Below are 18,137 nucleotides of genomic sequence, written 5' to 3'. Positions count from 1 at the left end.
TTAAAAATTGGGAGCATGGCGGGCATTTGAGCAAAAACTATATCGTTTATCGGCACAGATTAACTAAGTTTGGCACTTTTTAAGCTCAGGCGTGTGTGTTTGGCACCTTTTGTGCAGGCTGTTCGTGTTCATGAGGCCACGCGCTCATTTGCCCCAATGAATCCAATGATCCATAAAGTACTGCTGTGTTGTGTGTGCGTGTTGTCGGGAGTTTCGTACTGTTTCGGTCAAAGTACCTTTATCCCGCTCAACGACGACTCTTACCATCTGATCGACCGGCTTGAAATCAAGCGAGGCAAGTTTACCGAAGGGTTTCATTCCAATGTAAAGCCTTTCGAGCGAGAAGCGGTAGTTGCCCTGACCGATAGCATCCTCACTGAGGAGACTACCAATCTTACCTCAGTAGATCGCGCCACAATCGGCTACCTCCGCCAGGATAGCTGGGAGTGGCTGACCAGCGAGCCGTCAATGCCTGATTCGGTTGCGGCCCTGTCACGGCTTGGGTCCATTTCCACAGACGCTCCCGTCAGGAAGCGAACCTTTTTCGAGCACCCCTCCGATCTGTACAGCCTGCAGACTGAGGACGTGGACCTGCACGTGAATTTCGCCTCCGACAACTACTATGGAGCCGAAACCAATACAGCCAAAAACATGTGGTTTACGGCCCGGGGGGTGGAAATCAGGGGTATCATCAACCAGAAACTGGGGTTTTACACCTTTGTCGCCGACAACCAGGGAATTTTTCCAAGGTATGTCCGAAACTACGTTGGCCAGTACAATACACCGGGCGAAGGGCTGACCAAAGCAACGGGCAGGTTTGGCCTCGATTTTCTATCGGCCCGGGGCTACATCACTTTCAGGCCCCTGAAAAACATTGCCGTCCAGTTTGGCCACGACCGGAATTTCATCGGCAGCGGATACCGTTCCATGTTGCTGTCTGATATCAGCAGCCCTTATCTTTTTCTCAAAATCACCACTCAGTTGGGCAAGTTTCAGTACACCAACCTGTGGTCGAGCATGATCAATTTCCAGACTCCCGGTGGAGGGTACAGCCGGTACAAAACCAAAAAGTACACCGCCATGCACCATCTGAGCCTCAACCTTTCGGATCGGTTCAATATCGGGATTTTTGAGGCAGAGGTGTTCGGGCCCGACAGCACGCATACCGGTTTTGACCTCAACTACCTCAACCCCATAATATTTTACCGCTTCGTAGAATCTTATCTGGGGAGTCAGGACAATGCCCTGCTGGGGATGGATTTTCGCTGGCTTCTGGCCAAACGAATGTCGGTGTACGGTCAGTTCATGATGGATGAATTCCTGACCAAGTACTATTTTAGTAACCGCGGCTCCTGGACAAAGAAGTACGCTACCCAGATAGGGGCCAAATATGTCGATGCCTTCGGCGTGCCGAATCTCGACTTACAGGCTGAATACAACATGGCCCGCCCCTATACTTACTCCCACCGCGACGGTACGCGCAACTACACCCACTGGCGGCAGCCGCTGGCGCACCCGCTGGGCGCGAATTTCACGGAATTTCTGACTATTATCCGCTACAAGCCCATTCCCCGACTGACGGCCTACGGCACCATGATGTGGACCAATAAAGGGCTGGACTTTGATGAAAAAAACTGGGGCGGCAATATTTTGCTGGATTACGAAACCCGCGTGGATGATTTTGGGAATTTTCTTACGCAAGGTACCCCTCAGTTTACGCGGCTTACCGACCTGCGGCTATCCTATATGCTGACGCACAATTTGTTTCTGGACGGTCGCCTGATGTGGCGGCGGGAAGAAATCCCACAGTATGGGTTTGTACGCAAAACCCGCCTGCACACGATTGCGCTACGATACAACATTCCCTATCGCCAGCAAATATTTTAACCAATGGACAATGGACAGTTGACGATGAATAAGGGTAATTATCAGGATTTGGTCGCTGGGGAACTTGCCGAAGCACAAAGGGTGCTGGATGCTTTTCTAAGCGATCCTGCGCAACTTGAAGCCATTGAACGCGCCGCCGCACTGATGGCCGGCGCTATTCTGGATAATCATAAAATCATCTCCTGCGGCAACGGCGGCTCGCACTGCGACGCCATGCACTTTGCCGAAGAACTTACGGGCCGCTACCGCGACAACCGCCGCGCGCTGCCCGCCATCGCCATATCCGACCCCAGCCACCTGAGTTGTGTGAGCAATGACTTTGGCTTCGATTTCGTGTTTTCGCGCTTTGTTGAAGGCTTGGGCCAGCCCGGGGATGTGCTGCTGGGACTGAGCACCAGCGGCAACTCGGCCAATATCGTTCGAGCCGTGGAAGCCGCCCGTACCAGGGGCATGAAAGTAGTGATACTGTCAGGCAAAGATGGCGGTAAACTAGCGGGCCTGGCGGACGTGGAAATCCGCGTACCCCATTTCGGATACGCGGATCGCATTCAGGAGATTCACATCAAGGTCATCCACATTTTCATGTTGCTTATTGAAAAAATGGTCGTGTGACGCAAAGGCGCGTTAAATCTTATCTCTACTTCGTCTTCTCTACTTCGTCCGCCGCATCGTCCATTTGAGGGCTTCCAGCAAGTGCTTTACAAACAAGGGCTCCACGTACGATTCGTCGGTATGGCCTCCGCCCGTGTAGTAGGCACGTCCGCCATCAAACTCGTGATACCAGATGAAGGGGTGCATCCGCCCGTTCTTCCCGCCTTCGTAGCTGGTTTCGTCCAGGGTGGCAAGCACGATGATACCCGGTTGGATGCTCTTATAGTTGTACAACTCATCGAACCGCCGCCACATATTGGGCAGGAAACTGGTGGTAGGATGCACTTTGTTCCAGACAATCACATCCACATTCTGCTGCTTGGGGTGGCTGAGAAAATAGGCGCCCGCCAGCTTATTGTACCAGGGCCAGTCGTACTCTGTGTCAGCAGCAGCGTGAATACCCAGCCAACCACCACCGCCCTGAATGTACTTTTCAAACGCAGCCTGCTGTTCCGCATTGAGAATATCGCCCGTCGTGCTTAGAAATACCACCGTCTTGTACTTTTTGAGGTTGTCGAGTGTAAAAGCCGAAGCATCCTCAGTCGTATCTACCTGGAAGCGATTTTCGGCTCCAAGCTTCATCAAAGCCACTTTGCCCGCTTCAATCGATTTGTGACGGAACCCTGCCGTTTTGGAAAACACCAGAATGGCATCGGGTGCCGTCGCGCCTGGCGTAGCGGCGCCAGAAGTAGCGAATGGAGCCGCCTGAACGGAAAAAGTCAGGAGTGCCAGAAGGCAAAGAAGCATGGAGCTTTTTTTCATCGGGATAAATTTTGAGAGAAATGATTTCATCAGTCAAAGCGAGCGAGAGGTACGCTTTACTCTTTCGCTCCAAATCTTAACTTTCTTCCTCCTGGTTAATTTCTCAAATTCTCATTTGAAGAAGGCTTACTTTTACACTTATCTAAAAAATCAATCCAGCCAATGCGCGTCCGCCCCTCCGCCCTCATTATTGAACGAAATTGCCTCCTGACCATGAAGTACCGTTACGGAGGTCAGGACGTTTATGCCCTGCCGGGCGGTAATCCCGACCCCGGCGAAAGCCTGTCAGAAGTAATCGTGCGGGAACTACGAGAAGAATTGGGTGTGGAAACTGAGGTGGATCAACTTGTCTTGTGCGGGGAAGTAATCGGGGAAGACGGTCGTAAGGATGCCCTCCACGCCGTTTTTGCGGTACACCTTATCGCGGGTTTGCCCCAACTCAACCCCGAGCACACTTCGGCCCTGTCCGTCGAATGGCTTGCCATCGACGATTTACCCAGCAAGCACCTTTACCCCAATATCGGAGAAGAAATAAAAGCACTGCTGGCCGGAGCATTGCGCGGCGCGTATCTGGGAAGAATCGACCAGCCCTACGTAGAATAAATTCGGGTAGTTGGGCCAAACAAAAAACGCTGACAGGATTTACAAATCCTGTCAGCGTTATAAAAAGGTCGGTGGCCGAAAACCGTTAGCCAACCGTGCGACGGACCGAGCCCTTACGCCATTTCCAACTTCGCAGCGTTGCGCTTGCGGTCGGTTTCTTCCAGATAAATCTTGCGCATACGAATGCTGCCGGGCGTTACTTCCAGGTACTCGTCTTTCTGGATATATTCCATGGATTCTTCCAGCGAGAAATTGATCTTCGGCGCAATACGCAGCCCGTCGTCGGAGCCGGAGGCGCGCATGTTGGTCAGTTTCTTGGCTTCCTGCAGGTTCACCACGATATCGTTCGGGCGGTTATGTTCGCCTACTACCTGACCACCGTAAATCTCCTCACCGGGACCGATGAAGAAACGTCCGCGATCCTGTAGTTTGTCGATGGTATAACCCGTAGACATTCCCGTTCCCTTGGAAATAATGGAACCACTGCTGCGGCTCGGGATAACACCCCGGTAAGGTTCGAAGCTCTTAAAACGGTGCGTCAATACCGCTTCGCCCTGCGTGGCGGTAAGCACATTCGAGCGCAAGCCGATCAGTCCGCGCGACGGAATTTCAAATTCCAGGTGCTGCAGGTCACCTTTCGGCTCCATGATCAGTAGCTCGCCCTTCCGTTGCGTGGCCAGTTCGATCACCTTACCCGCCGTAGTTTCCGGTACATCCACGACCATCGTTTCGATGGGTTCGAGGCGGTTGCCGTTTTCATCTTCTTTGAAAAGTACCTGCGGCTGACCTACCTGCAATTCGTAGCCTTCGCGACGCATGGTTTCAATCAGTACCGACAGGTGCAGAATACCACGGCCATAGACCAGGAATTTGTCTTCGCTACCGCCCGATTCGACGCGCAGGGCCAGGTTTTTCTCTGTCTCTTTAATGAGGCGATCGCGCAGGTGGCGCGAGGTCACGAACTTGCCTTCTTTACCAAAAAACGGTGAGTTGTTGATCGTAAAGAGCATGTTCATCGTCGGCTCATCCACCGCGATGCGGGGCAGGGCCTCGGGGTTTTCCAGGTCAGCAAGGGTATCACCGATCTCGAAGTCGTCGATGCCCGTCACGGCGCAAATATCGCCCGCTACCACTTCACTCACTTTCTGACGACCCAGGCCCTCGAAAGTCTGCAATTCTTTAATTTTCACTTTCTTGATTACCCCATCCGCTTTGCAAAGTGACATTTGCGCCCCCTCTTTCAGCGTTCCGCGCAGCAGACGGCCAATGGCAATCCGACCCACGAAAGCGTTGTAGTCCAGCGAAGTGATTTGCATCTGCGGCGTGCCTTCATTGATAGGCGCGGGTGGAATCTGCTCGATGATCGTATCGAGAAGGAAAGTAATGTTATCGGTAGGATGCTGCCAATCAGGGCCCATCCAGCCTTGCTTCGACGAACCGTAGACGGTCACGAAGTCAAGCTGCTCCTCGGTACCGCCGAGGTTGAACATCAGGTCGAACACGTTTTCCTGTACTTCCTCGGGGCGGCAGTTTTCCTTATCTACCTTGTTGACTACCACGATAGGCTTCAGGCCCAGCTCCAGTGCTTTGCCCAACACGAAACGGGTCTGTGGCATGGGTCCCTCGAAGGCATCCACGAGCAGCAGTACGCCGTCGGCCATTTTCAGGACGCGCTCTACTTCCCCGCCAAAGTCGGCGTGGCCCGGTGTGTCGATAACGTTAATTTTAACATCCTTATAGCGCACCGATACGTTTTTGGATGTAATCGTGATGCCGCGCTCACGCTCAAGGTCGTTGTTGTCAAGAATCAGGTCGTCGAATTCCTGGTTTTCGCGAAACAGCTTGGAAGCATGAATGATTTTGTCCACGAGCGTGGTTTTGCCGTGGTCAACGTGGGCAATGATAGCGATGTTACGAATGGATTGCATTTCTTTTTTTCCTGGTCAGTTGTTGATATTTTCAGCCAATTGGGCCAGAGAAAGCAGTTCCAGTTCTCCGCCCCACAAAAACAAGCCGCAAAAGTACAGACTTTTTGGCTGAATAGCAGATTTTTACAATTAATTAATCGTAAACAATGCGAAAACGTTCATCCATCTAAGAGAAGTGCAAAAATTTGGGTCAGCGTTTAGGCAAAATGCTTCGAAATAGCGAGTGGGTGAAGGCAGGATATACCAGGCAGGTTGTAAAGAGAGCATGTTTGTCATGGAAAAATACAGTAGTTTACCCGTCTACATGACTATGCTAACTAATATGAAAAAAATCAGCCCGCTGGTCGCCGCTTTCGCGCTTTTTGGTTTTCTGACGGCTTTCCTCCCATTGCCGTCCCACATAGCAGACCAATCCAGTTACCTGACGGACATCAAAAGCGAGTTAATGAAGGAATGGCCGAAAAACCGTTCAGTTACGCTGCTGTTTCACGGGCACAGCGTTCCGGCGGGCTACTTCAAAACGCCGGTTGTGAATACTTTGGGTGCTTATCCGCATCAGTTGCTGGCAAAACTGAAAACCCGCTACCCTTACGCGGTCATCAACGTGCTGATAACGGCCATCGGGGGCGAAAATTCCGAACAGGGTGCGGCCCGCTTTCAGAAAGATGTGTTGATTCACAAACCCGACGTGCTCTTTATCGATTACGCCCTCAATGATCGGCGGATTGGACTGGAAAAAGCACGACAATCCTGGCAGGCCATGATCGAGCAGGCACAGCAGGCAGGCATAAAGGTCATATTGCTCACGCCCACGCCCGATTTGAAGGTAGATATGCGTGATCCCGAAAACGAACTCCGCCGTCACGCCAACCAAATTCGACAATTGGCCGTCCGCTATCAGACCGGTCTGGTCGACAGCTACCGGGCGTTCGATGCCGTTCGCCAGCAAGGCGATACCCTGAGCCACTATATGGCGCAGGGCAATCACCCCAACGAAGCAGGACATGCGCTGGTTGCGGACGAATTGGTGAAGTGGTTTTAAAACCAACTACCCTTCTAAAACTTAATTCCAAAGTGAAGCCCCGGCTCGAATAAAAAGTACCTGTTCCACTTCCTTTCCAGGTCAGCGAACGACTCAGGCACGTTAGTGTTGATGGGCCACTGGGTCATGGCGATAGAGGGTTCGATGAAAAACCGGTTTTTGAAGAGTGGAATATGGTAGCCCAGCCGGTAAGTCATAAACAACTGGTATCCGTTTTGAATTTTGCGGCTGTCTTCACCGGTATAGCTTTGCAAACTATTCATGGCATGAACGGCAGCGTAGGCACCTTTCCATAAAAATCGCTGGTAAACGAGCGCCACGCCATACGACCGCACGTAGCCGGGGTACTTTTCTGCAGGGGCCTCGAACGAACTTCCGTAAGGAATCCCCAGCGGCCAGGCGTACTTCCAGGTCTTGGCCTCGACCGAAACGACATCCTTGGGTGTGATGCGGTAGCCAAAGTTCAGTTGCGCAAAATCGGGCGGATTGTTGACGGGAACCAGATTTACCAGTACAAAAAAGGTACTTCCGACGTAGAACTTTCGGTAGGTGGAGTCCTGAGGTTGCGTTTGGCTGTGGGCATCGGTTAAGCCAGTCGCGAAAAGCATGGATAAAAGGAGCAACTTGATTTTCATGGCAGTATATTTTTCGGTGAAATATTACTGCAAAATTAGGGGGAGCGTGTGGCTCATCTCGTTCACTTAAGTTAAGAAACGAGGGAGTATTCAAAAGAGAAACATATCTCGCCGATCGCCTTCAGTGGGCCGGGGAAGCTTTGGTTTTAGTGACCAATCGTTTGCGAATTCGGCTCAGCGACTGTGGTGTCATTCCCAGGTAGCTCGCCAACTGGTACTGCGGCACGCGCTGCACCAGGTCGGGTCTCGATTTGAGAAATTCCAGGTAACGCTGTTCAGGGGTAGAAGTCTTGAAATCATCGAATGAGACTTGATTCTTAGCCAGTAACTCTTCCGACATGATCCGGCAAAGCGTCTCGAAGCGGGGGAATTTCTCAAACATGGCTTTTTCCATTTCAGGATTGCCTACGGTAAGGATGCAGTCCTCCACGCAGGACAAATACTGCTCCGACGGTTTTTTGGTGACGAGGCTCAATGGCGCGAAAGAGTCGAATTCAGTGTAGAAACTGGTGGTTCTCTCCTCGCCATCAATAATGTAGTAGCTTCTCAAACAACCTTTTAAAACAAAGTACCCATCGGGGGAAATATCACCTGCTTCCAGTAGAACGGTCCCCTTCTGATACGTCCTGATCAGGGCCAGATCGGTGATCGCCTCTTTTTCGGCTTCCGAAAGCGGCATATAGTTTGAAATGAAGGCGAAGAGTTCGTTTTCCATACTTGTGCGTAAGTCTTTCTGATAACTACCTGATGAAAATCCCGATGCCGCCTGATAACTCCATACTCGGCTGCGGGGCTGCATTCATCCTAAAACTTGCCATTAATCGGCAAAAGGCCGGTAGAAAAGGAGGCCCGTTTGGGATAAACGGTCTGTTCGCTACGCGAAATGCCCAAATTCTTAAGTACAGGACGTTGGGCAAAGGTGCGCTTTGCTGGTAGCTGCTCGATCACCTACAGCATTGAGAGTTTCTGAATACCAGAATCTTGAAGTTGCCGCCCCATGAGTACCCTTTCGTAGCAATTCGGTATAGATAATTGATCAGAGAGCATAAGCAGTGAAAGATGTTTCAAAGACAAAAGATATCAATAAACCATGTTCTCAAATCAAAACAACTCCCCCTGCCCCACTACTGGCAACTGCCCCGCCTCGTACCCCATCATCGCTTGCTTCCTGGCGGTACCCCAACGATAGCCGCCCAGACCACCTGATTTTTGCAAAACGCGGTGGCAGGGGATAAGGTAGGCGATGCGGTTACTGCCGATGGCGGTGCCCACGGCGCGCGAGGCGGTGGGCTGGCCGATGGAGCGCGCCACGTCGTCGTAGCTGACGAGCCGCCCCGCCGGAATCCGCAGCAGAGCCTGCCAGACTTTAATCTGGAAATTGGTACCGCGCAGCAGCACGGGCAGCGGCTGGGTGAGGTCGTCTGCGGTATAAAATAATTGCCGAATGTAGGGAAGCGTAGCCGCGGCGTCGGAGGTGCAGTCGGCGCTCGGCCATTCCTGGCGTAGTTGCGTGATGACGTCTTCGATAGTCTCCACTTCGTCCAGAAACCGCAGGTCGGTAACCCCGCGCTCGGTCACGGCGATCAGGCACTCACCAAAGGGCGTTTCATGGACGCCGTAACGAATGGACACGCCCGCGCCCAGCGCCCGAAACTCGGCGGGCGTCATGGCTTCGTAGGTCACGAACAGGTCGTGCAGGCGACTCGGGCTCGACAGACCGACTTCGTGGGTAGTTTCCAGCAAACTGGCCGAGGTAGCCAGCTGTTCCCGGGCGTATTCCTTGGTGAGGAAGCGCACAAACCGTTGCGGACTCGTCCCCGCCCAACGCGTGAAAAGCCGCTGGAAATGGTACTCCGACAGCCCAACATGATCGGCAATCTGCCGCAGCGAGGGCTGGGTTTTGTAGTTTTCTTCGATAAAGCGGATCGCCTTTTCGATGCGCCGGTAGTCGTGCAGGGAGGTGGGTTGCTCTTCCATCATGGGTATTTTTGTTTTTGGTCAAAAGTACCCCCGCCGGGAAGGTTTGTCAATCTGGATTTTGCGGAATTTGAGTTAAGTACCTATCACCAGCGCGTCAACATAAACTCCCAGTCCGGTACTTTTTTACGCATTTCAACCAGGTCGTCACGCTTGGTCAGGCCGCATTTCAGGTAGTTTTGGTGCAGCCGGGCCAAGGCGTCGCGGTCGAGTTCCACACCCAGGCCGGGCCCGTCGGGTACTTTTACCGCGCCGTTCTCAAACTTCATGCGCCCGCCAACGATTACCTCGTCCGATTGCCAGGGATAGTGGGTGTCCAGCGCGTAGGGTACTTCTGGTAAGGCCGCACCCAGATGCACCATTGCGGCCAGTGAAATGCCGAGGTGGCTGTTGGAATGCATGGACAGGCCACGCCCGAAGGTATCGCAAAGGCCCGAGAGCGTCATGGAAGCGCGGAGTCCACCCCAGAAGTGATGATCGCTGAGGATAATATCCTCCGAACCCAGTTCGATGCTGCGGGGAATGTCTTCGAAAGAAGTCGTGCACATGTTGGTAGCCAGCGGCGTTTTCAGCGCTTTGCGCACTGCCGCCATGTTTTCCTGTCCGCGCACGGGATCTTCCAGGTATTCCAGAACGCCTTCCATTTCCTTCCCGTACTCGATAGCCGTTTCCACCCTCCACAAGGCGTTAGGGTCGATGCGCAGCGGCACGTCCGGCCCGAATGCTTCGCGTAGGGCCAAAATAGCGTCCACCTCTTGGCGGGGTTCAAACACGCCGCCTTTCAATTTGATGGATTGGAAACCGAATTCGGCGCACATCGCCCGCGCCTGTTCCACGATTTCTGCGGGATTCAGCGCGCTTTTCTGCCGGGCAGCCGCCCATCCCGTCGCGTCGGGATCGGTGCCGAAAGCCCATTCGCCGCCCGCGCCTTCGTATTTGTAAAAAAGGTACGCCGAAAAGGGTACTTCGTCCCGCATCCGCCCGCCCAGCAGATCCACGACCGGGCGATTCATGATTTTGCCGATAATATCCAGACAAGCCACCTCCACGGCGCTGAAAATATGGACCATCTTCCGCTGATCCCAGGGAGCCACGCCGCGCTCGGCGGCGGTATCGTGACCAAAGTGCCCGACCAGCGTCCGGCGGATGTCGCTGAGTTGAAACACATCTTTCCCAATCAACAAATCCCGCGCTTCGGCCAGTGCGAGGTCGATCTCCCGCGTTCCCGGAATTTCACTTATTCCCGAAATTCCATCGTCCGTCACGATCTCGACGATCGTGCGCAAGGCATAGGGGGCGTGCAATCCCGCTGCGTTCAGCAGCGGTGGATCTACGATGGCAATGGGAGTAATAGCGATTTCTCTTATTAACGACATTCTATTTTTGGGTAAAAGGTTAACGGTAAAATGGTTAAAGGAGGGCTAAATAAGAGTCTAGGCCATGAGCCAGCACGTCGTTTAACCTTTTCACCCTTAACCATTAACCCATTTTTTAAGCTACATCCTCCGCCACCATCTGTAACAGCCCTTTGATGTAGCCGTAACAAAAAGCAAATGACTGGGCGCTGGCTTCTTTGTTCTCATGGTGGGGGACGTGGTCAGGCATGACCATGCCATCAAAGCCCACGTCACGCAGAGCGCGGATGACCTGCACGAAGTTCATGTCGCCGTTGTCGGGATAAACTTCCTGAAAATTATTAAATCCGCCCTTAATGTTGCGCAGGTGGATGTTGAAAATCTGATTACGATCGCCAAAGTACTTGATAATGGGCAAGATTTCCGTGCGCGGGTCTTTGAGCCCCTCGGCGATGGAACCAATGCAGAAGTTAAATCCGTGATAAGGGCTTTTGTACAATTGAGCGAAGCGCTTCATTCCCTCGAAGACATCAGGGCTGTTCCAGCGCATGATGCCCCGGTAGGCGGCGGGCACGGGCGGATCGGCGATGTGGTTGGCCAGTTTGATCTTATACTCCTCCGCCACGGGAATGAGCCGATCCAGAATATAGGTGATGCGTTCGAACATCTGATCAATGGACACATCGCCTGCAACGGTTTTAGGATCGTTGCGTTTGATGGCCTCTTCCCAGACCCAGGTACTGTACTCAGCATTGCCCCGCTTGGGGTCGATGGTTTTTCCGGTGCGCAGGACGGGCAGAATCGTGGTATTGTAGTTTAGTACTTTGATGCCCGTTTTGGCGGCCACCATAATCATCTGCTGCAGGTACTCTATTTCGCGGTCCCGTTCCGGACTTTTGCCCAGCATCATGTTCGGGTATTCCACCCGGTCGATTCCCGCCGAAGTGAGCGGGTAGTGGTAAGCGTCGAGGCTGATGCCGTACTTTTCGCAGGCATCGCGCTTGGCCAGCGAGTCTTCCAGATCCCAACCCTTGCCGGGAATGATTTTAGGGGAGCCGCCGTCGATGTTATAGACGCCGCAGCGGCCTTTGAGTTCGAGGTTCTCCTTCGTCGTGCCGCCCGACTGGCAGCCGACTTTCATCAGCACCTTGCGGGGTGGCGCGGGGCGGGCCTGGGCTTGTCCGGGCTTGATGGCCGATGCCCCCACGGAACCCGCCGCGAGGACTTTCATAAAATCTTTCCGTTTCATGGTTTTAAGGGTTTAGGTTCAAAATAATGGATAGTTGACGGAGGATAATTGATAGGGATTACGCCTTGTCCTCCAAAAGCAGCACCAGGGCGCTGTGGTCCTTTTCGCCATAGCCTTGTTCGATGGCGGCTTTCATTTGGTCGGCGACCAGGGCGGTCCCTTTCAAATCCACGTCGTGTTCTTTGCCCGCATCGAGAGCGATCCCCATATCTTTTTTATGGAGTTTTATTTTAAAACCAGGTTGAAAATTGCGGTCGATCAGACGTTGTCCGTGCAGGTCGAGGATACGGCTTTGGGCGAATCCGCCCAGCAAAGCCTCCCGCATTCTGGCCAAGTCCACGCCCGCTTTGCTGGCTAAGGTAAAAGCCTCTCCTACCGCCTGAATCGTCATACCGACGATCATCTGGTTGCAGGCTTTGGTGGTTTGGCCCGTGCCGGGTTCGCCCATGCGGACAATATTCTTGCCCATCGCCTGGAAAATGGGCAATGCCCGGTTGAAAGCTTCTTCACTACCGCCCACCATGATGGAAAGCGCCGCATTTTCGGCTCCGACCTGTCCCCCCGACACCGGGGCATCGAGGGCTTCCACGTCTTTTTCCTGCATTAGTCCGTGTACTTTTACCGCCACCGAAGGTGAAATGGTGGACATATCAATGAACAACGTGCCGGACTGAATGCCTTCCAGCACACCGTTCTGGCCCGAAACTACCTCTTCCACTTCGGGCGAATCGGGCAGCATCGTGATGACAACGTCCACTTCCTTCGCCAACTCTTTGCTGTTCGAAAAGGCTTTTGCTCCCGCTTCGGTAAGTACCCCGGCAGCGTGGCTGCTTTCCAAAACCGAAACCGGATAACCCGCTTTTATCAAATTCAGGGCCATTGGTTTGCCCATTATTCCTAGTCCGATAAATCCTATTTGTTCCATACTTCGTGTTTTAGGCCATAAGCCATAGGCTGTAGGCTTCTTTTTGGGTTAATTATTTGTATTAAAGAATTGTGTATCACATGTTAGTAAAACCTATCGTCGGCTATTTATTTGCCCCTGGCTTAAAGCCTACAGCTTACTGCATTCAGCCCCAACTACACCAACGGAAACAGCTTTGCCCCGACCAAAATTACCGCCAAACCCGTAATCCCCATGACTACCAGTAACGGCGAAATAGTTTTAAGCGCCTCTTTCTCAGTCAAGTTACTCAATTTACAGACGATCCAAAAACCTGAATCATTCATCCACGGGACAATTTTGGAACCGCAGCCGATGGCCAGTCCCAGGTAAACGGGATGAAATTCCAGATTGCCCTGCGTGGCCATGCCTGACAGAATGCCCGAAGCCGTGATGAGGGCCACCGTCGCCGAACCCTGTGCGGTGCGCACCACGGCGGCAATCAGGAAAGCCAGCGGAATAAGGGCCATTTGGTATCCGGCGGTCAGGCCGGCGATGCGGGTGCTGATGCCCGTTTGCTGCAGCATTCCGCCGAAAGCACCTCCGGCAGCAGTGATCAGGATGATGCCGCCACCGCTTAACAGCGCGGCCTGGACAAAGGTCGAGAATTCCGCTTTGCTCGTCTTCCGCTGACTGGCAAGCACCAGCAAAGCTGCGAAGCCGCCCGAAATGAGAGCGATGTTTTTATCACCAAAAAATTCTATGAAAGCGACTACCGCCGTTGCCAAGGCGGAATCACCCCAGGGTGCGCCGCCCTTGGATAACGCTCCAATCGCCGTATCGGCGCAGATGAAGCCGAGCGGAATCAGCACGGGCAGCAGCGACAGGCCCAGCGGGGGTAGTTCCCGGTCCTCGCGGGCAGCAATGAGGCGGATGTCTTTCAGCGGAGCATCAAGCGAGTCACGGATCTCGATGGGCATTTTGCCATTCACCCACACGGAGAAAAAGTACCCCGCAGTGATGGTGAACAGACCGACGATGACCCCTGCGATCATCATCATCCCGATGGGAATGTGCATTTCGCCGATCAGGAAAAGCGGACCAGGCGCGGGCGGCACCAATGAATTGGCCATTGCCGCCCCAGCCATGATACACATCACCAGCAGCAGGTAGTTTTTGCCAAGTCGCAGGGCCATTGCCTTCACCAACGGCATCATCAGAAATATGACGGTGTCGAAAAAAACGGGAATGCCGAGAAAGAAACTACTCGTTAGGAAGGCAATGGGGGCTTTGCCGATGCCCGTCAGCCGCAGAATGGAACGAATGATGCGCTCGGCGGCTCCGCTTTCCAGCAAACATTTGCCGATAATGGCCGCCATCGCGATCAGGATGCCGATCTTGGCGCAGGTGTTCCCAAATTCGGTGGCGATGCGCTCGCCGATGCCCTTTTGGGAAAGAGCGAGAGCGGCCGCCGGAGCGGTGCCTTTATCCAGGGCGTATTGCTCGACCGCCAACGCCGGAGTCATGAACGCCACGACCAACGCACCGAGGATCAGGGCTAAAAACGGGTGTAGTTTCAGGCCGATGATGCCGCCTACGACGATAAGTACTCCAACGGATAAGATGAAAAGCGGATCGGTCATTTTTGGAAATTAGACTTTGGACATTGGTATCTGGATTTTAGACCGGTGTTGCTCGTGCGGTGCACTTCAAAAATTGTATAGTCTGATTATTTTAGATTTTTCATAACGAAAGAGACGAGACCCTTGGCCAAAGAATTTGAATATATCCAACTTCTAAAATCCAGAGTCGCCCTTCCCTCGCATTTCTGCAAGTTTCTGCGCCATTGCTCTCGCGCCATTGGCGACGAAGGTGGCGTCGGCGCCGCAGGCAATCAATCGTATGCCTAGTTGGTGGTAGTTATGATATTCTTCGGGATTGAAAAAGAGGATTCCGGTGGCCTTGCCCGCTTTTTGGGCAGCGGCGATGGTGTTTTGTACGGCTTCTTTAAACATCGGATGATCGAACTGGCCAAAAATTCCGAGCTCCATCGAAAGGTCGGCGGGGCCGATGAACAGTACGTCCACGCCGTCGATATTGGCTACTTCATCGAGATGATTGAGTACTTCGGCGGTTTCGATCTGCACGACGCCGAGCAGGTTTTCACGGGAGTTTTGGTAGTAGCTATCAAAATTTTGCGCAAACTGCGTGGCCCGCACCATCTTGGCCACGCCCCGGTGGCCATGTGGCGGGTAATGCAGGCCGCTCACCACTTTCCGGGCCTCTTCAGGCGAGTTGACTTTGGGGCACATGATGCCTTCCGCCCCCATGTCAAGTACCCGGTGAATGCGCTGGCTTTCGGCACTTTCCACCCGCACAATTACCCCGGCCGGGGTGGATTCGAGGGCCTGAAGCTGGGCAAGTACATCCTTTTCGGTTCCCGCGCCATGTTCCAGATCGATCAGTACCCAGTCGAAGCCCGCCAGGCCGACAATCTCGGCCGTAAGCGAACTACCCAAATTAAGCCAGCAGCCGTGAAGGGTTTCGCCATTCTTGAGGCGTTGTTTTAAGTTTTTCATCAATTCCAGGCGAGCAGTTTACGGATATTTCCCCCTTTCACCATCGCCCGCTCTCTCTCGGAATATCCACTCATATGTATATTGACGATCTTTGGCGAGCCGCTCCCCCACACCATCCGCTCGGGGCCAAACTCCTTGATTACCCGATTGGTAAACGAAAGTGCGCTGTCGTAGTAAGGTTCATCTTTGGCGAAATGACCCAGGCCCGATAGTTTCATGTAGACATTGGGGTACTTCGCCAGATCCAGCACGTCGGCGAATTCCACGCCCGTTCCCATGTGCGGCTCGGCGAGGTGGTCGATCAGGACTTTACAGCCCGGAAACGCTTTGATGGCTTCGCCCGCTTGCCGGGCATAATTCGGGCCGATGTGCAGTTCGATGACCAAACCCAAGTCCACGGCTTGCTTCCACAGCGCCCTCACGCCCGTGTCGGCGAAGGTGTCGAGGTAGTTTTCCTTGCCCCGGTGCGCGTGGAAGCGGGTGGAGACGATGTGCGGTTCTTTTTTGACCAGTGCCACCAGTTTGGCGGGTGCTTCGGGGTCTTTGGGGTAAAAAAGGCTGGTGCCGCGCAGTCGCTGAGGCTCCCGTTGCAGACAGTCGAGCATAAGGCGGTGGTCGTCGCCGTAGGGTTCGGGATGAACGATGACAGCGCGGTCAATGCCTTCTTCATCCAGATGTTGCAAGTACTTGGCGAGCGGATCAGCAGGATGAATGGAGACATCGGGCGCATACGCTGCCTTCGGGTGGAGCGGGTACTTTTCCAGGTTCGGGCTGAAAATGTGGGCGTTCCATTCGATGACGGGTTCAGGGCGAGTTGCTTTCGCCTGGTTTCTCCCCGCTACACTTAGCGCCGCGCCGATGCCCAGCGTGGTGCGGAGCATCTGGCGGCGGGTGGGGTGGGTAACATTCATGCTTTTAACAATTTGGAATCAGCGAATTAGTGAATGTCGGAATAGTTTAGATAACCGGTGAAAGCAATACTCCCCATGCCGACATTCACTAATTCCAAATTAAAGTTTCTTGTCCCACCAAACCCTGGTATCCAACAAATCAGGTCCTTGTCTTGATATGGCGGCTTGTACGTTGTTGCGGTTGACATTCAGTTCGGCGTCGGTGTAGGTGAGGCGGCGGATGAATTGCTCGGTTTTCAGATCAGTCCCAGGAAAAGGGTTGGGCGGTAGGTTTGGGAAGCCGCTACGGCGGAAATTAGCCCAGGCTTCCGGCCCGTTCAGGAAGGAGGCCACCCAGTATTGGGTGTTGATTTGTTCCAGCTCCCTGCCAGCTTCCAGCGGATGAGCTTGCAGGTAAGTGTTGACAGCGGCATCGGACACGGCTGATGAGGCGCCGTATAGGGCCAGTTGCTTCATGTGCGCCTGAATGCCGTTGGCGAAGAATTTGGCAGCATCGCCCGTCGTCCACTTGCGCACCGCGGCTTCGGCCAGCAAGAGTTGGGTCTGGGCGTAGGTCACAAAAATCGTGGGGCTCAGCAGTCCCGCCAGGCGGCTGCGGTCGAGTTGGCTGTAATCGTAGAGACTGACGATGCCGTCGGCCTTCACCGCCGTCGAAACGGTGGTGTTATCGTAGCCGAGCGGCATCCCGATTTGTACTGCCGGACTGCGGTTGGCATTGGCTTCTTTCTGATCTACGGCGCTTTTGGCTCCCGCATAGCGCACAGCAATGGACGCCAGGCGCGGGTCGTTGTTATTTTTGAGATAATCCACAAAATCCTTAGCCAGATAGAAGAAATCGGCCTGACCGCCGTTTAACTGTGCCCCCACCGGGTTGGAAAAATTAGCGGTGTGACGCAGCAGTGCGTTGTCGTCGTTGGACTGCATCACGCCGCCCGCCACGGCTTTGGCCACGATTTCGGCGGCCTTGCCGGGGTTGATCTTGGAGAGTCGCATTCCACCGCGCAAGAGCAGCGAGTAGCCGAATCGCTTCCATTTGATGATATCACCACCGTACAATACATCGGTAGTGACTCTCGCTTTTGAGGCATCGAGCGCTGCACAGGCTGTTTCGAGTTCCTGCAAAAGATCGTTATATATCTGCTCCTGTGCGTCGTAGGCCGGGGCCACAATGCCTTCGAGGTAGCTTTTGCCCGCTTCGGTGTAAGGAATGTCGCCGTATGTGTCGGTCAGCACCATGAACGAGTAGGCTTTCCAGATGCGGGCCATGTTGTACAGGTTCGAGCGGGCGGGAACGTCTTTGGTTTGGTTGACGACGTCCACCAGTTCGCGGATCACGTTACGGTAGTAGCGTTGCCAGTTGGCGGCCGTCACGCCCCGGTTGTCCTGATTATACTGCCCGGCGGCTCCCACGCCGCTGAACGGGTTGATCATCTGCTTGACGATAATGGTCTCGTATTGCAGATTGCTATAGGCAAAAGCGCTGTTGACCACTGCCGTGTTGAATTGAAAACCCGGGTCCACTTTGGTCAAAGCGTTAGGGTTGACGTTCAGCTCGTCGAAGCCCTTATCGCAGGAGGTGGCGAAGAGCGTGGCGAGGAGGAGTATGAGTAGTTTTTTCATGATTTCAATATGGGATTATGGAATGTCAGAATTAGAGAATGTCGGAATAATTTGG

At 53.6% G+C, this 18,137-nt stretch carries 16 protein-coding genes; 4 read left to right on the top strand and 12 right to left on the bottom strand.

The window, feature by feature from the left end:
* Positions 1 to 156 precede the first annotated feature (156 nt).
* Entirely contained in the window at positions 157 to 1,887 is a 1,731-nt protein-coding gene (locus tag IE117_RS25565) for a hypothetical protein (RefSeq protein ID WP_189569017.1), read from the top strand.
* A gap of 3 nt (positions 1,888 to 1,890) precedes the next feature.
* Complete coding sequence (gene lpcA, locus IE117_RS25560; RefSeq protein WP_229581487.1) at positions 1,891 to 2,499, top strand: D-sedoheptulose 7-phosphate isomerase; 609 nt, start codon at positions 1,891 to 1,893, stop codon at positions 2,497 to 2,499.
* Positions 2,500 to 2,538: 39 nt separating this feature from the next.
* Here lpcA and IE117_RS25555 read toward each other — a convergent pair whose 3' ends face one another.
* A complete protein-coding gene (locus tag IE117_RS25555; protein ID WP_189569014.1) occupies positions 2,539 to 3,300 on the bottom strand; it encodes a ThuA domain-containing protein in 762 nt (253 codons plus the stop codon).
* 162 nt (positions 3,301 to 3,462) lie between these two features.
* Here IE117_RS25555 and IE117_RS25550 point away from each other — a divergent pair, with 162 nt between their 5' ends.
* Positions 3,463 to 3,903 (top strand): NUDIX domain-containing protein, encoded by a 441-nt coding sequence (locus tag IE117_RS25550; RefSeq protein ID WP_189569012.1) that lies wholly within the window; start codon positions 3,463 to 3,465, stop codon positions 3,901 to 3,903.
* 113 nt (positions 3,904 to 4,016) lie between these two features.
* Here IE117_RS25550 and typA read toward each other — a convergent pair whose 3' ends face one another.
* A complete protein-coding gene (gene typA, locus IE117_RS25545) occupies positions 4,017 to 5,831 on the bottom strand; it encodes a translational GTPase TypA (protein ID WP_189569009.1) in 1,815 nt (604 codons plus the stop codon).
* Positions 5,832 to 6,153: 322 nt separating this feature from the next.
* Between typA and IE117_RS25540 the strand changes: the two genes are divergently transcribed.
* Positions 6,154 to 6,873 (top strand): SGNH/GDSL hydrolase family protein, encoded by a 720-nt coding sequence (locus IE117_RS25540; RefSeq protein WP_189569006.1) that lies wholly within the window; start codon positions 6,154 to 6,156, stop codon positions 6,871 to 6,873.
* A 14-nt stretch (positions 6,874 to 6,887) separates the two neighbouring features.
* Here IE117_RS25540 and IE117_RS25535 read toward each other — a convergent pair whose 3' ends face one another.
* The 10 genes from IE117_RS25535 to IE117_RS25490 all read right to left on the bottom strand — a co-directional run bounded on the left by IE117_RS25535 (position 6,888) and on the right by IE117_RS25490 (position 18,082).
* A complete protein-coding gene (locus tag IE117_RS25535; RefSeq protein WP_189569003.1) occupies positions 6,888 to 7,508 on the bottom strand; it encodes a hypothetical protein in 621 nt (206 codons plus the stop codon).
* Positions 7,509 to 7,629: 121 nt separating this feature from the next.
* Positions 7,630 to 8,223: a Crp/Fnr family transcriptional regulator gene (locus IE117_RS25530; protein ID WP_189569000.1), complete on the bottom strand. Its 594-nt coding sequence runs from the start codon at positions 8,221 to 8,223 to the stop codon at positions 7,630 to 7,632.
* A gap of 386 nt (positions 8,224 to 8,609) precedes the next feature.
* Complete coding sequence (locus tag IE117_RS25525; RefSeq protein ID WP_189568997.1) at positions 8,610 to 9,488, bottom strand: bifunctional transcriptional activator/DNA repair enzyme AdaA; 879 nt, start codon at positions 9,486 to 9,488, stop codon at positions 8,610 to 8,612.
* A gap of 83 nt (positions 9,489 to 9,571) precedes the next feature.
* Positions 9,572 to 10,861 carry an enolase C-terminal domain-like protein gene (locus IE117_RS25520; RefSeq protein ID WP_189568994.1) on the bottom strand — a complete coding sequence of 430 codons (1,290 nt, stop codon included), beginning with the start codon at positions 10,859 to 10,861 and terminating at the stop codon, positions 9,572 to 9,574.
* Between the two features lie 115 nt (positions 10,862 to 10,976).
* Positions 10,977 to 12,089 (bottom strand): mannonate dehydratase, encoded by a 1,113-nt coding sequence (locus tag IE117_RS25515; protein ID WP_189568991.1) that lies wholly within the window; start codon positions 12,087 to 12,089, stop codon positions 10,977 to 10,979.
* A 58-nt stretch (positions 12,090 to 12,147) separates the two neighbouring features.
* Positions 12,148 to 13,014: an NAD(P)-dependent oxidoreductase gene (locus tag IE117_RS25510; protein WP_189568989.1), complete on the bottom strand. Its 867-nt coding sequence runs from the start codon at positions 13,012 to 13,014 to the stop codon at positions 12,148 to 12,150.
* A 155-nt stretch (positions 13,015 to 13,169) separates the two neighbouring features.
* The gene (locus IE117_RS25505) at positions 13,170 to 14,615 is read right to left on the bottom strand and encodes a GntP family permease (RefSeq protein ID WP_189568986.1); all 1,446 of its coding nucleotides are present in this window, start codon (positions 14,613 to 14,615) and stop codon (positions 13,170 to 13,172) included.
* Positions 14,616 to 14,768: 153 nt separating this feature from the next.
* The gene (locus IE117_RS25500; RefSeq protein WP_189568983.1) at positions 14,769 to 15,551 is read right to left on the bottom strand and encodes an HpcH/HpaI aldolase family protein; all 783 of its coding nucleotides are present in this window, start codon (positions 15,549 to 15,551) and stop codon (positions 14,769 to 14,771) included.
* Positions 15,551 to 16,462: an amidohydrolase family protein gene (locus IE117_RS25495; protein ID WP_189568981.1), complete on the bottom strand. Its 912-nt coding sequence runs from the start codon at positions 16,460 to 16,462 to the stop codon at positions 15,551 to 15,553. Before IE117_RS25495 ends, IE117_RS25500 begins: the two co-directional genes overlap by 1 nt.
* A 99-nt stretch (positions 16,463 to 16,561) precedes the next feature.
* On the bottom strand, positions 16,562 to 18,082 hold the full coding sequence (locus tag IE117_RS25490; protein ID WP_189568978.1) for a SusD/RagB family nutrient-binding outer membrane lipoprotein: 1,521 nt from the start codon (positions 18,080 to 18,082) through the stop codon (positions 16,562 to 16,564).
* Positions 18,083 to 18,137 lie beyond the last annotated feature (55 nt).

Source organism: Persicitalea jodogahamensis (genome assembly GCF_014651615.1).
Taxonomy (GTDB): domain Bacteria; phylum Bacteroidota; class Bacteroidia; order Cytophagales; family Spirosomataceae; genus Persicitalea; species Persicitalea jodogahamensis.
This window is presented reverse-complemented; position numbering and strand designations above follow the sequence as displayed.